Below are 12,803 nucleotides of genomic sequence, written 5' to 3'. Positions count from 1 at the left end.
GGACGGTCAGTCGCCGGTCGCGACCGGCAGATCGTGATTGCTCCATTGCGACCAGGACCCCGGGAAGAGGGCCGCTCCGAAACCCGCGATGGCGAGCGCGGCGACCTGGTGTGAAGCGGTGACCCCGGAGCCGCAGTAGGTGGCGACGGGTGTGGCGTCGGTGACGCCGAGGTCGGCGAACCGGCGTCGCAGCTCGTCGGCGGATCGGAAGCGCCCGTCGTGGGCGAGATTCGCGGCGGTGGGTGCGCTCACGGCGCCCGGGATGTGACCGGCCTTGGGATCGATCGGTTCGATCTCGCCGCGGAAGCGCTCCGGTGCACGGGCGTCGAGCAGGATGCCGTTCTCTGGGAAGATCGCCGCCTCGTCGAGACCGATCGTCGGCAGCCCACCGCCGGTGAGAACGACGGTGCCGGTGTCGGGCCGCACGTCATCGGTGGCGAGGTCCAGCCCCGCCGAGGTCCAGGCGGGCAGTGCGCCGTCGAGGATGCGTACATCGCCGTGACCCGCCCACCGCAACAACCACCATGCGCGGGCCGCCGACTGGTTGCCGATGGCGTCGTAGACGACGACCGGCGAGTCGGGGTCGACGCCCCAGCGGCGGGCCGCTTCCTGCAGTGCGCCCGGCGACGGCACCGGATGACGCCCGTCCGTGGGGAGGCCGTGCGCGGACAGCTCCGTCTCCAGGTCGACGTACACGGCACCGGTGATGTGGCCGGCGAGGTACTCCTTGTGGCCCGGAGGGCCGTTGAGCTCCCACCGCACGTCCAGGATGACCGGACGCGGGCCGGGAGCCGACGACGACAGCGTGGTGGCGAGTTCGTCCACCGAGATCAGGATCGACACGACCTCACGCTATGAACGCCGCAGCTCAGGGGTCCAATAGGCGTTCGCGATCCGAATCGATCGGCGGCGTCGATGGACGCGCCCGGGATGGTCTCGGTCCGGCGTTCGGCCAGCCAGGCGGTGCTCCGGGGTGACCCGCCCGGTGGTGGTGGCCTGCCCTCCGCGGGGCGGAGGTGAGTAAAGATCAGCGTGAGTCGGAGTCGGCGGATCGGCTGACGGGTGTCACCGGTATGCGACGTCGAGCGCCTTCACCCCGTTCAACCACCCCGATCGAGTCCGTTGCAGCTCGCCGATCCGGCTGATGTCGGGCAGGGTGTCGGCGATCGCGTCGAAGACGAGGCCGAGTTCGAGTCGGGCGAGGTTCGCGCCGGCGCAGAAGTGGGTGCCGTTGCCCCCGAAGGACAAGTGCGGGTTGGGATCCCTCAGGACGTCGAAGGTGAAGGGGGCCTCGAAGACGTTCGCCGAGAACGACTACGTCGGCCTGCAGCTGCGCGCGGACAATCTCAGCGTGGCGGTCGTGGGCGGATTCACCTCCGACGACGCGCTGCGGTTTCGCAGGACCACGGTCGAACGGCTCGACGTCGGCTGGCCCTCACACGGTTATGAGGCCGACGCGCTCGACTTCGTCGCCGAGATCGCGCCGCGCACACTGCAGCCGATGGTGCTCGGCGTGATGTCACACCGAAGTGGGGGCGAGCTGAGGTCCGTCCTCGACGCTTGGGCCGGAGCGGCGATACGGGAACTGGCAGGGCGATCGACTCGGACTCCCGCGGCGCCGCTCTCTCACGCCGACGGATCGGCGGGAGCAAGGGGCATCGCAGGGGTGGAGTGCTTGTGCGGGAAAGTGATTCAGCCGGCCGCGCGTGGCTCGCAGATCACCACCGGGATCTTGCGGTCGGTCCATGCGGCGTAGGTGTCGTAGTCCTCGTAGACCTTCACCAGTTCGGGCCACAGCTCTTCGCGCTCGGCATCCGAGGCGGTGCGGGCGACGAGGTCGAAGGTCTTCTTGCCGAGCTGGATGGTGACCTCCGGGTTCTCGCGGAGATTCAGGTACCAGGCCGGATGTTTGGCCGAGCCGCCCTGCGACGCGACGACGACGAAGGTGTCGCCTTTGCGCAGGTAGATCAGCGGCGCGGTACGGGGCTGACCGGACTTGCGGCCGATGGTGGTCAGCAGGCACACCGGTGCGGGCTTCTTGAGGCCCGCACCGATGCGCCAGGTCTCACCGACCCGACCGCCGGTCGCCTTGTAGACCGCGGTGTGCGCTCGCGACCCCAGCCTGATGATCTTGCTGACGATGGGCGAGTCGAGCTGCTTCGGCTTGTTGTTCGGGTCGATGAGAGGCATGGGTTCAGATCCGTTCGAGGATGGTTCCGGTGGCCATGGCGCCGCCCGCGCACATCGTGATGAGTGCGGTCTGGCCGTCGCGACGCTCGAGTTCGTGCAACGCGGTGGTGATGAGGCGCGAGCCGGTGCTGCCGACCGGGTGGCCGAGGGCGATGGCGCCGCCGTTGACGTTCACCCGGTCCATGTCGGCGTCGTGCACCTGCGCCCAGCTGAGGACCACCGATGCGAACGCCTCGTTGATCTCGACGATGTCGATGTCGGACAACGACATCCCGGACTTGGCCAGCACGCGCTCGGTCGCCTGGACCGGGCCGTCGAGGTGGTAGTGCGGCTCGGCGCCGACGAGCGCCTGCGCCTTGATGCGGGCGCGCGGCGTCAATCCGAGCTCGCGTGCCCTCGTCTCGTCCATGATCAGGATCGCGGCCGCGCCGTCGGAGATCTGCGACGACGTGCCGGCGGTGTGGATGCCGCCCTCGACGACCGGCTTGAGCGCGGCGAGCGACTCGAGGGTGGTCTCGCGCAGGCCCTGGTCGCGGGTGACGTCGAGGATCTTGCCGGTGAACTCGCCCTCCTTGGTGCGCTCGGGCGCCTTGACGGAGAGGATCTCGCGGTCGAAGCGGCCCTCGTCCCATGCCTGCTTGGCGAGACGCTGGCTGCGCTCGCCGAGCGCGTCGACGTCGGCGCGGGTGATGCCGCGGCGCTTGGCGATCCGCTCGGCCGCCTCGAACTGGTTGGGGAGATCCACGTTCCACGAATCCGCGTGGTACGGGCCGGCATTGGTGCCCACGTTGGCGCCCAGCGGAACCGCCGACATCGTCTCGACGCCGCAGGCGACGCCGATCTCGATGGCGTCGGTGGCGATCAGCCCGGCGATCAGGTGGTTGGCCTGCTGCGCCGAGCCGCACTGCGCGTCGATGGTCGTCGCGCCGGTGCCCTCCGGCAGTCCCGCCGACAGCCACGCCTTGCGGGTGACGTTGCCGGCCTGCGAGCCGGCCTGGGTCACGCAGCCGCCGATGGCCTGCTCGACGAGGGCCGGGTCGATGCCGGCCTTCTCGAGGAGTCCGCGCTGCGTGAGGCCGAGCAGCTCCTCGGCATGAAGACCCGACAGCCAGCCCGCACGCTTGCCGATCGGCGTACGCACAGCTTCCACGATCACCGGAACGCCCATTCCCACTCCTTCGTCAGCCGGCGGACCCGGTCCGCCATCCCTCGGGGCACGGCTCGTCGACGGAGGTGCCGAGGCCGTGCATCCAAACTAGAACATGTTCTATGTTTGCGTCCATGGCCGGCCGATTCGAGCGTTCGGACGCGGGGCGTCCGACGGGGTGGAGCCTCCTCGGGGCGAGGGTCGCGACGAACTGATTGTGACAGGTTCGACGCCGGATGTCGCAGGTGAGCGACGGTTTGTCCGGTGAAAACTAGAACGAGTTCTCATCGGGGGGTGTCGCTTGTGTCACAATGTGGTCTAATGAATTTGAAACAGGTTCTAAATCTCCAGCGAGGTGGTGTGACGTGACCCAGGCCCAGAGTGCCCCGATCGGCAGTGAGCCGACGACGGCGGATTCTGCGCACGTGAGCCCTTTCGACGACACCGTCGAGAAGGCCGCGTTCATGGAGCAGGAGGGATGGGACTTCACCAACCCCGACCTGCTCGAGCAGGGCCTCCCCGTGAAGGAGTTCGCGCAGTTGCGCAAGACCGCCCCGGTCTGGTGGAACGCGCAGCTTCCCGGCAAGGGCGGCGGTTTCCACGACGGCGGATACTGGGTGATCTCCAAGCACGCTCACATCCGCGAGATCTCCAAGAACAACGACGACTGGGAGACCAACGCCAACGGCGTGATCATGCGCTTCGAGGACGACATGTCCCCCGAGCAGATCGAGATCACCAAGGCGCTGCTGATCAACCACGATCCGCCGGAGCACACCCGCCTGCGCAAGCTCGTCTCCAAGCTGTTCACCCCGCGTGCGGTGCACTCTCTGGAGGAGAAGCTCGACGCGGCGGCCCGCGAGATCGTGACCCGTGCGGCGGAAAAGGGCAGCGGCGACTTCGTCAAGGACGTCGCCGTCGACCTGCCGCTGCTGGCGATCGCCGATCTCCTCGGCGTTCCCCAGGAGGACCGCGAGAAGCTGTTCAACTGGTCGAACTCGATGATGAACGCCGACGATCCGGACTACGACACGGATCCGCAGCAGGCCAACGCCGAGATCCTCGGCTACGGCTACCAGATGGCCGAGGAGAAGCGCCGCAACCCGGGTGACGACATCGTCACCACACTGGTCAACGCCGACATCGACGGCCAGTCGCTCGACGAGACCGAGTTCGGCTTCTTCTTCATCCTGCTGACCGTCGCGGGCAACGAGACCACTCGCAACGCGATCAGCCACGGCATGAACGCCTTCCTCGATCACCCGGATCAGTGGGAGCTGTTCAAGCGTGAGCGTCCGGCGACCGCGGTCGACGAGATCGTCCGCTGGGCGACACCGGTGAACTGCTTCCAGCGAACCGCCAAGCGCGACACGCAGATCGGCGGGGTCGACATCAAGAAGGGCCAGCGCGTCGGCCTGTTCTACGGTTCGGCCAACTACGACGAGGACGTCTTCGAGGATCCGTTCACCTTCAACATCCTCCGCGACCCGAACCCGCATGTCGGCTTCGGCGGCAACGGCGCACACTTCTGCGTCGGCGCCAACCTCGCGCGCATGGAGATCAACCTGATGTTCAACGCGCTCGCCGACATCGTCCCCGACATCACCAAGGTCGCCGCGCCGCGTCGTCTCCGCCACGGGTGGATCAACGGCGTCAAGGAACTGCGCGTCGACTACGGGACGAAGTGACCGCGACCGATCCGACGCCGGCCTACCTCGGCATCGACCGCGAGAACCATCCCGCGGTCGTCGCGGGCCGGCGCTCGCGGGAAGCGGTGGAGGTCCGGGACAAGCAGGCGTGGCTCGACAACTTCGCGGCCGACGCCATCGTCCAGGACCCGGTCGGCCCCTCGATGTTCGACCCGGAGGGTGTCGGATTCCAGGGGCGCGAGCGGATCTCGGAGTTCTGGGACAAGTCGATCGCGAACACCGAGCGCATCGACTTCCAGTTCGACGAGGAGATCATCTGCGGCAACGAGGTCGCCTACATCGGCAAGATCGTGACCCATATCGCGGGGCACATCTCCGAGGCGCGGGGTGTCTTCACCTACCGCGCCGACGATGACGGGAAGCTGTCGGCATTGCGTGCCTACTGGGAGGTCGAGAAGACCATCAACTCGGTGCGCAAGGCCTGAGAGGGGTACAACTTCCATCCGCCGCGGGCGGGACGGGTTCGCCACCCGTCCCGCCCGTGGTGTTTTCGGCTTCGGGCAGCGTTTTCGGGCGAAGCCGACTTCCTTCTCAACGACTGTGCGACCGCGGACAGGAGCGCACGATGGGGTGAGGACATCGGCGCGCACCACCCGCGCCCGCGGTGGGCCGGCCGATCATGGCGTCGTCCGGAGCCGGGTGTCGTCGGCGCGCCGGACGGGAGGGATGGACATGAGAGCACTGCAGCGAACCTGGGCGTACCTGCGCGCGTTCGGCCGGGCCAAACGCCATCGCACCGACCTCGCCCGGCATCTGGTGCGCCGGCCCCTGGTCGGCGGCGCGACTCTCGGGATGGAGACGGCGATGCTGCTGTCGAACAGGCTGGACCCGAAACTCAAAGAGCTCGCCGAACTCAAGGCGGCGGGCATGGTGAGCTGCGAGTTCTGCCTCGACATCGGGTCGGCGCTGGCGGTCGGCTCCGGGGCCACCGAGCGTCAGCTGCGGGATCTCCCGTCATACCGGCACTCCGACGCTTACGACGAGGTCGAGAAGCTGGTGATCGCTTTCGCCGAGGCGATGACGTCGACCCCGGCGATCGCCGACGACCTGGCCGAGGTGCGCCGACGACTGGAGGACCACCTGAGCGAGACGCAGATCGCCGAGCTGGCGATGGCCGTCGCCTGGGAGAACCAGCGGGCACGGCTCAACCAGTCGCTGGGGGTTCGCCCCACCGGGATGTCCGACGGCGCGGCCTGCGCTCTGCCCGAACGGATTTCGTAGGGGGCGAGGGCGACCCGACCCGGCGGCGAGGCGTCGGTCAGCACCTGGGAACACCGGCACACACGACATCGCCCGCGACGTCGGCCCGGATCGGCGACCCTAGATGAGGTCGCCGATCCGAACCGACGTCGCGGGCGATGTCGATTCGGCGTCTGCCCCGGGCAGGGAGGCGGGTCAGTGCTGCGGCTTGTCCGCTCCGACGAGCCACATCGAGAAGTACTGGGAGCCACCGCCGTAGGCGTGACCGAGGGCCTTCCGGGCGCCCTCGACCTGGTGCGCACCCGCCTTGCCCATGACCTGGATCGCCGCCTCGGCGAACCGGATCATGCCCGACGCGCCGATCGGATTCGACGAGAGCACACCGCCCGAGGCGTTGAGCGGGATTCGGCCGCCGATCTCGGTCTCCCCGGCCTCGGTCAGCTTCCAGCCCTCACCCTCGGGCGCGAAGCCGAGGTTCTCCAGCCACATCGGCTCGAACCACGAGAACGGCACGTAGATCTCCGCGGCGTCGATCTCGTCGATCGGGCTGCTGATGCCGCCGGCCTTCCAGAGGGCCGCGGCCGCATCCCGGCCGGCCTGCGGGTTGACGACGTTGCGGTGCGCGTACGACAGCGGCTCGGTGCGCATGGCCGTGGCGTGAATCCACGCGACCGGGTTGCCGTCGGCCACCGCGGCGTCGGCGACCTGCTCGTCGCCGATCACGACCGCGCACGCGCCGTCGGACGACGGGCACGTCTCGTCGTAGCGGATCGGATCCCAGAGCATCTGGGAGCTCATGACCTTCTCGACGCTCTGGTCGGGCTGGTGGAGGTGCGCCAGCGGGTTGAGCGCGCCGTTGCGGCGGTCCTTCGCGGCGACCATGGCACCGATGTGCTCGGGTGCGCCGGACTGCCGGATGTAGGCGCGGATGTGGGGCGCGAAGTAGCCGCCCGCACCCGCGCCGACCGGCTTGGTGAACGGCACCGGGATCGACAGCGCCCACATGGCGTTGGACTCCGACTGCTTCTCCCAGGCGACGGCGAGGACGCGCTTGTGCACGCCGGCGAAGACCAGCGACGCCGCGACGTTGGCGGTCGAACCGCCGACCGACCCGGCGGTGTGCACGCGGATGAGACGTTTGCCGACCGCGCCGATCGCCTCGGCCATCGCCAGCTCGGGCATCATCGAACCCTCGAAGAGGTCGGGGGCCTTGCCGATGACGATCGCGTCGATGTCGTCGAGAGAGGTCTGGGCGTCGGCGAGCGCGGCGTCGATGGCCTCGCGGACCACGCCCGCCATCGTGACGTCGGAGCGCTTGGCGACGTAGCGGGTCTGGCCGGTGCCGATCACGGCGGCACGGTTGTTGTGTCCCATCAGTTCTGGCCTCCCGAATTGCGGCCACTCAGGGTGACCACCATGTTCTGTTGCAGCAGCGGGCCGCTCGTGGCGTGTGCGACGGCGGTCTCGGCGTTGCCGCTGAGGATCTCGTGCGCGGCGTAGCCGATTCGCTGCAGCCCCGCGGAGAACAGCGAGTTGCCCTTGAGCGCGCCGCCGGACGGGTTGATGCGCACCGAATCCGGGAGACCCAGCGCCTTGCGCACGATGATCTCCTGATGCGAGTACGGCGCATGGATCTCGGCGACGTCGACCGCGCGGTCGGAGTCCCCGAAGGCGGTGTCGGCGGCGAGCGATGTCGACGGGGAGACCGTGAGGTCCCGGGCGCCGAAGTTCGGGGAGTCGATGCGATGGTCCCAGCCGGTTATGAACGCCGGATTGGCCACCAGCTCACGGGCTTTGCGCTCGCTGGCGATCACGACGGCGGCCGCGGCGTCGGTGTACGGCGCGATGTCATGACGGCGCAGCGGGTCGGCGACGTAGTCGGCGGCGAGCAGTTCGTCGACCGATCCGCCGAAGGTGCGGGCGCCGATCTCGGCCATGTCGGCCTCGGTCCAGGCGCCGGAGTCGATACCGGCGCGCGCCTGCAGCGCGGCCAGCGAACGGGCGTCGGGATGCAGCGGCGCGACCGTGTACGGGTCGGTCTGCAGTGCGAGCGTCTGCTCGGCGTTGCCGGCGGTGGGCTTGCCGAAGCCGTAGGCCAGCGCCAGGTCGACCTCGCCGGTGGCGATCTTGACCCAGGCCTCGTATAGCGCCCAGGCGCCGTCCATCTCGACGTGCGACTCGTTGATCGGCGGCACGGCGCCGATCGAGTCGATCGCGGAGATGAACGAGAACGCGCGTCCGGCCAGATAATCGGACGATCCGCTGCACCAGAACTCGATGTCGGTGCGGGTGATCCCGAGCTCGGCGTAGAGCTTGTCGAAACACGGGATGAGCATCTCGACACCGTTGGTGGTGCCGTGCGTGCCCTCGACGTTGGGGCTGTGGGCGAACCCGATGATCGCGATCGGTGGCAGTGTCATCAGAGGTGGTCCTTGTAGGTCTCGTAGTCGGCGTCGGGCTCCCCGGTCGGCGCGAAGTGGCTGATGTTGCCGATCGAGTGCTCCCACTGGTCCTCGGGCAGCCAGACGGCCTTGACCCGCATGCCCATTCGGACGTCGGAGGCCTCACAGTCGAGGATCAGGTGCAGGAACGGGATGTCCGAGCCGTCGAGGAGCACGTAGGCGGCCACGTACGGCGGCTTGATCTTCTGACCCTGGAACGGGACGTTGACGATGCAGAAGGTCGTGACGATGCCGGTGTCGGGAAGCTCGACGTGCTCGACGGCGGGCGCGCCGTCGGCCGGACTCACCCCGCGCGGCGGGAAGTACACGCGTCCGGCGTCGACTCCCGACCCGATCCGGGTGCCGATGAGCTTGCCCTTCTTGAGGCCGTCGAGGTAGACCGACTCCTCCTCGGTGGCCGAGTGGGTGATCTCGGTGGTGATCGGCGTCTTGATGACGACGCGGCCCTCCTCGGCGCCCTTGATCTCGTCGCCGGTGTTCGCCGGCGCGGTCTCCGGGGTCTCGCCGGGCGCGAAGTACGCGATGTCGTCGATGCGGCCGGCGCGGGCGGCGCGGAAGACGGCGTGAACCCGCAGGCCGGTCGACATGTCCGCAGGCGAATCGACCGAAACCGCATGCAGCAGAGCGGTGTCCGCGCCGTCGAGGCGGATCAGCGCCCACGCGAACGGCTTGTCGAGCGGCTGGCCGGGCGACGGGGCGTCGTGCCACGTCCAGGTGGTCACGGTGCCGACGGTCGAGACGTCGACGATCTCGGTGGTCTGTGCTCCGGTGACGGGATCGAACTCGACCGGCGGCACGCTCACCTTGCCGTCGCTGCCCTTGGAGCCGACGATGCGGCCGTCGCGCAGTGCGAGCGCGAACCGACTGAGGACCGGACCCAGGGATCGCGTGTAGTCGAACGAGTTGATCAGTGGAGCGGTCAGGATGGGGGACTTCGGCTCGGGCACCTCGGCAACGGGACTGCCGGCGGCCGGAGACGTTACGCTCATGCTCACGTCTTCGAGTAGAACACGTTCTAGTATTGGACACAAGATGCATGTCAGGCCGCGGAACATGTTGCGGTCCGGCGAGAGGGGAGTGGCGATGAAGCTCGGTCTGCAGCTCGGTTACTGGGGCGCCGATCCGATCCCGAACGCGCCGGAGTTGATCGCGGCGGCCGAGGAATGCGGGTTCGACGCGGTGTTCACCGCGGAGTCGTGGGGTTCGGACGCGTACACGCCCTTGGCGTGGTGGGGCGCGGCCACCTCGCGGATCCGGTTGGGCACCGCGGTGGCCCAGCTGTCGGCACGTCCGCCGACCTCGCTGGCGATGCACGCGCTCACCCTCGACCACCTGTCCGGCGGCCGCCACATCATCGGGCTGGGGGTCTCCGGCCCGCAGGTGGTGGAGGGTTGGTACGGGCAGCCGTTCGCAAAGCCCTTGGCGCGCACGCGCGAATACGTGCAGGTGGTGCGCGACGTGCTGGCCCGGACCGACAAGGTGACCAACGCAGGCCCGCACTACCCGCTGCCGTACCCCGCCGACGCGCCGGGCGCGACGGGACTCGGCAAGCCGCTCAAGCCGATCACCCATCCGCTGCGCGCCGACATCCCGATCTGGCTGGGCGCCGAGGGGCCGAAGAACGTCGCGCAGACCGCGGAGATCGCCGACGGGTGGCTCGCGATCTTCTTCAGTCTCGGTCTCGCCGAGCAGTACAACGCCTGGCTCGACGAGGGATTCGCGCGGCCGGGTGCGCGCCGGAGTCGCGAGGACTTCGAGGTCGCCGCGACCGTGCAGGTCGTCATCACCGACGACGTCGCCTCCGCCGTGGACCGCTACCGGCCGTCGACGGCGCTCTACGTCGGCGGAATGGGCGCCAAGGAGAAGAACTTCCACGCCGAGCTGTACAAGCGCATGGGGTACGGCGACGCCGTCGACGAGATCATGCACCTGTTCCTGAGCGGCAAGAAGCTCGAGGCGATCGCCGCGGTCCCCGACGAGATGGTTCGCGAGACGATGCTTGTCGGCACGGCCGACGAGGTGCGGGCGCAGATCAAGGAGTGGGAGGCGGCCGGCGTCACGATGCTGATGGTCACCGCGCGCGACGTCGAGACCATCCGGGAGCTGGCGACGCTGGTGTGAGCGCACCGCTTGTGCCCGAGCCCGCGCAGGACCGGCGCCTCGGGCACACGCGGTGCGCGAGTCCTGCGAGACCGCATGCGAACCCGCGATCCGACGAGGCGCCGCGTGGGTATGCCGGCCTACTCCGCGAGGCTCTCCATGATCTCCGCGAGGGTCTCGTCGGCGAGCGGGAACGGCTGGTAGACCGCGACGTCGTCGGCGATGCCGTGCGCGCGGGCGCGGATGGTGGCGGCCACGTCGCGCGGGCTGCCGTGGGCGGCGATGAGCTCGAGGAGCCGGTCGTCGACGAGTCCCGCCATCTCGGCCCAGCGGCCCTGTTTGGACAGCAGGTTGAGTTCGGTCTGCAGATCGCCGTAGCCGTGCAGTTCGAGCACCGGGCGGTAGGCGGGCGTCGAGCCGTAGAAGGACAGCAGTCGTCGTGTGGCGGCCACCGACGTCTCGAACTCCTCCTCGGTGCGGCCGGTGGCGACGATGATCTCCGGCACCACCGCGAAGTCCTCGCGACGCCGCCCGGATGCGGCGAGCCCCGCGTCGACCCGGGGCAGGATGGATTCGCGGACGAACGCGTCGGAGGTGAACGGCATCACCAGCAGTCCGTCGGCGTGCTCGGCGACGGCGCGGGTCAGGCGCGGCCCCAGCGCGCCGACGAAGATCGGCGGCACACCATGAGGATTCGGGCCCGGGTTGAACATCGGCGTCATGAGCCGATGGGTGTAGAACTCGCCCTCGAAGTTCAGCCGCGTGCCGTTGTTCCAGGCGTCGAAGACCGCGCGCAGTGCGGCGACGAACTCCACCATCCGGTCGACCGGCCGCTCGAACGGCACCCCGAACCGCTTCTCGATCTGCGGGCGGATCTGGGTGCCCAGCCCGAGCGTGAAACGTCCCCCGCTGAGCAGCTGAAGGTCGTTGGCCTGATGGGCGACGGTGATCGGATTGCGCGGGAACGCGATGGCGACGTTCGTCATCAGCGCGACGTCGTCGACGGCGGCCGCGGCGAACAAGGGGCTGAAGACGTCGTGCGGGCCGTCGAACGTGAAGATGCCGTCGATCCCGACGTCTCGCAGCGCCCGGGCGCGTTCGGCCGCCTGCTGCGGCCCGAAGAGGGCGGTGTGGATTCTCACCGGGGTCCGGTGGCCCTCACTCGCCGGAGAACTGCGGGGCGCGCTTCTCGGCGAATGCCCGCGGTCCCTCCTTCGCGTCCTTCGACTTGAAGACGGAGACGCCGATCTTCGCGTCGATCTCGAAGGCGTCGAGCTCGTGCAGGCCCTCGGTGTCGCGGATCGTCTTGAGGATGCCCTGGACGGCCAGCGGGCCGTTCGCGGCGATCTGCTCGGCGAGTTCGAGAGCCTTGTCGAGGGCCTTGCCGTCCTCGACGACGTGCCCGATCAGTCCGTACTCCAGCGCCTCACGGGCGGTGATGTGGCGGCCGGTCAGCAGGATGTCGCAGGCCACGGTGTAGGGGATCTGCCGCACGAGTCGGACGGCGCTGCCGCCCATCGGGTACAGACCCCAACGAGCCTCGGAGACGCCGAACTTCGCGCTCTCACCGGCGACGCGGATGTCGGTGCCCTGCAGGATCTCGGTGCCGCCGGCGATCGCGGGGCCCTCCACCGCGGCGATCAGCGGCTTGGTGAGGCGGCGCCCCTTCAGCAGAGCGGGCAGCGACGCGGGGTTCCACGCGCCGGAGTCCACGGTGTCGCCGGGGGCGCTCTTGTTCATGTTCTTCAGGTTCGCGCCCGCGCAGAAGTAGCCGCCGGCGCCGGTGAGGATCGCGACGCGGATGTCGGGATCGTTGTCGACCTGATCCCACGCCTCGGTCATGATCCGCATCATCTCGGTGGAGAGCGCGTTGCGGGCCTCCGGCCGGTTCATCGTGACGATGAGGACGTGGCCGCGCTTCTCGACGAGGCACTCGGGGGCCTTGTCGGTGGTGACGGACTCGGCGGGGGTGGCTGTGGTCATCACTGTCTCCGG

Annotated in this window: 13 protein-coding genes and 1 pseudogene; 5 read left to right on the top strand and 9 right to left on the bottom strand. The window is 68.9% G+C overall.

Translation table 11 applies throughout. The features are described from left to right. Nucleotides 1-6: 6 nt before the first annotated feature. On the bottom strand, nucleotides 7-834 hold the full coding sequence (locus E1P53_RS08795; protein ID WP_131734528.1) for a sulfurtransferase: 828 nt from the start codon (nucleotides 832-834) through the stop codon (nucleotides 7-9). Nucleotides 835-1,065: 231 nt separating this feature from the next. Then, nucleotides 1,066-1,299 (bottom strand): annotated as a pseudogene (locus E1P53_RS08790) (steroid C27-monooxygenase); the annotation flags it as partial. Here E1P53_RS08790 and E1P53_RS20550 point away from each other — a divergent pair. Continuing rightward, nucleotides 1,280-1,756, top strand: a complete 477-nt coding sequence (locus E1P53_RS20550; RefSeq protein WP_181954822.1) for a hypothetical protein — start codon at nucleotides 1,280-1,282, stop codon at nucleotides 1,754-1,756. The pseudogene E1P53_RS08790 and the gene E1P53_RS20550 sit on opposite strands and share 20 nt — an antisense overlap. Here E1P53_RS20550 and E1P53_RS08780 read toward each other — a convergent pair. Together E1P53_RS08780 and E1P53_RS08775 are read right to left on the bottom strand one after the other, a co-directional pair. Continuing rightward, nucleotides 1,693-2,190, bottom strand: coding sequence for a nitroreductase family deazaflavin-dependent oxidoreductase (locus E1P53_RS08780; protein ID WP_131734054.1), 498 nt, complete (start codon nucleotides 2,188-2,190; stop codon nucleotides 1,693-1,695). The two genes, E1P53_RS20550 and E1P53_RS08780, sit on opposite strands and share 64 nt — an antisense overlap. Nucleotides 2,191-2,194: 4 nt before the next feature. Continuing rightward, entirely contained in the window at nucleotides 2,195-3,358 is a 1,164-nt protein-coding gene (locus tag E1P53_RS08775; RefSeq protein ID WP_131734053.1) for a steroid 3-ketoacyl-CoA thiolase, read from the bottom strand. A 344-nt stretch (nucleotides 3,359-3,702) separates the two neighbouring features. Here E1P53_RS08775 and E1P53_RS08770 point away from each other — a divergent pair, with 344 nt between their 5' ends. The 3 genes from E1P53_RS08770 to E1P53_RS08760 all read left to right on the top strand — a co-directional run bounded on the left by E1P53_RS08770 (nucleotide 3,703) and on the right by E1P53_RS08760 (nucleotide 6,267). Then, nucleotides 3,703-5,025, top strand: a complete 1,323-nt coding sequence (locus tag E1P53_RS08770; RefSeq protein ID WP_131734052.1) for a cytochrome P450 — start codon at nucleotides 3,703-3,705, stop codon at nucleotides 5,023-5,025. Continuing rightward, a complete protein-coding gene (locus E1P53_RS08765; RefSeq protein ID WP_006901683.1) occupies nucleotides 5,022-5,471 on the top strand; it encodes a nuclear transport factor 2 family protein in 450 nt (149 codons plus the stop codon). The genes E1P53_RS08770 and E1P53_RS08765 overlap by 4 nt, the downstream gene beginning before the upstream one ends. 247 nt (nucleotides 5,472-5,718) lie before the next feature. Further along, on the top strand, nucleotides 5,719-6,267 hold the full coding sequence (locus E1P53_RS08760) for a carboxymuconolactone decarboxylase family protein (protein WP_040527308.1): 549 nt from the start codon (nucleotides 5,719-5,721) through the stop codon (nucleotides 6,265-6,267). Between the two features lie 174 nt (nucleotides 6,268-6,441). Here E1P53_RS08760 and E1P53_RS08755 read toward each other — a convergent pair whose 3' ends face one another. The 3 genes from E1P53_RS08755 to E1P53_RS08745 are packed head-to-tail and all read right to left on the bottom strand — an operon-like array spanning nucleotide 6,442 to nucleotide 9,697. Further along, a complete protein-coding gene (locus E1P53_RS08755; RefSeq protein WP_131734051.1) occupies nucleotides 6,442-7,620 on the bottom strand; it encodes a thiolase family protein in 1,179 nt (392 codons plus the stop codon). Further along, nucleotides 7,620-8,666 (bottom strand): thiolase family protein, encoded by a 1,047-nt coding sequence (locus tag E1P53_RS08750; protein ID WP_131734050.1) that lies wholly within the window; start codon nucleotides 8,664-8,666, stop codon nucleotides 7,620-7,622. Before E1P53_RS08750 ends, E1P53_RS08755 begins: the two co-directional genes overlap by 1 nt. Beyond that, nucleotides 8,666-9,697 (bottom strand): OB-fold nucleic acid binding domain-containing protein, encoded by a 1,032-nt coding sequence (locus E1P53_RS08745; RefSeq protein ID WP_006901687.1) that lies wholly within the window; start codon nucleotides 9,695-9,697, stop codon nucleotides 8,666-8,668. Before E1P53_RS08745 ends, E1P53_RS08750 begins: the two co-directional genes overlap by 1 nt. 94 nt (nucleotides 9,698-9,791) lie before the next feature. On the opposite strand from E1P53_RS08745, the gene E1P53_RS08740 reads away from it, so the two are divergent. Then, complete coding sequence (locus tag E1P53_RS08740) at nucleotides 9,792-10,829, top strand: LLM class F420-dependent oxidoreductase (protein ID WP_109238741.1); 1,038 nt, start codon at nucleotides 9,792-9,794, stop codon at nucleotides 10,827-10,829. Nucleotides 10,830-10,948: 119 nt separating this feature from the next. Here E1P53_RS08740 and E1P53_RS08735 read toward each other — a convergent pair whose 3' ends face one another. After that, entirely contained in the window at nucleotides 10,949-11,950 is a 1,002-nt protein-coding gene (locus tag E1P53_RS08735; RefSeq protein ID WP_131734049.1) for a TIGR03617 family F420-dependent LLM class oxidoreductase, read from the bottom strand. Nucleotides 11,951-11,966: 16 nt separating this feature from the next. Then, entirely contained in the window at nucleotides 11,967-12,791 is an 825-nt protein-coding gene (locus tag E1P53_RS08730; RefSeq protein WP_131734048.1) for a crotonase/enoyl-CoA hydratase family protein, read from the bottom strand. Nucleotides 12,792-12,803 lie beyond the last annotated feature (12 nt).

This window comes from Gordonia paraffinivorans, from assembly GCF_900683595.1.
In the GTDB taxonomy this organism is placed as follows: domain Bacteria; phylum Actinomycetota; class Actinomycetes; order Mycobacteriales; family Mycobacteriaceae; genus Gordonia; species Gordonia paraffinivorans.
Note: the sequence above shows the minus strand (reverse complement) of the source record. Positions and strands in the feature narration are given on the sequence as shown.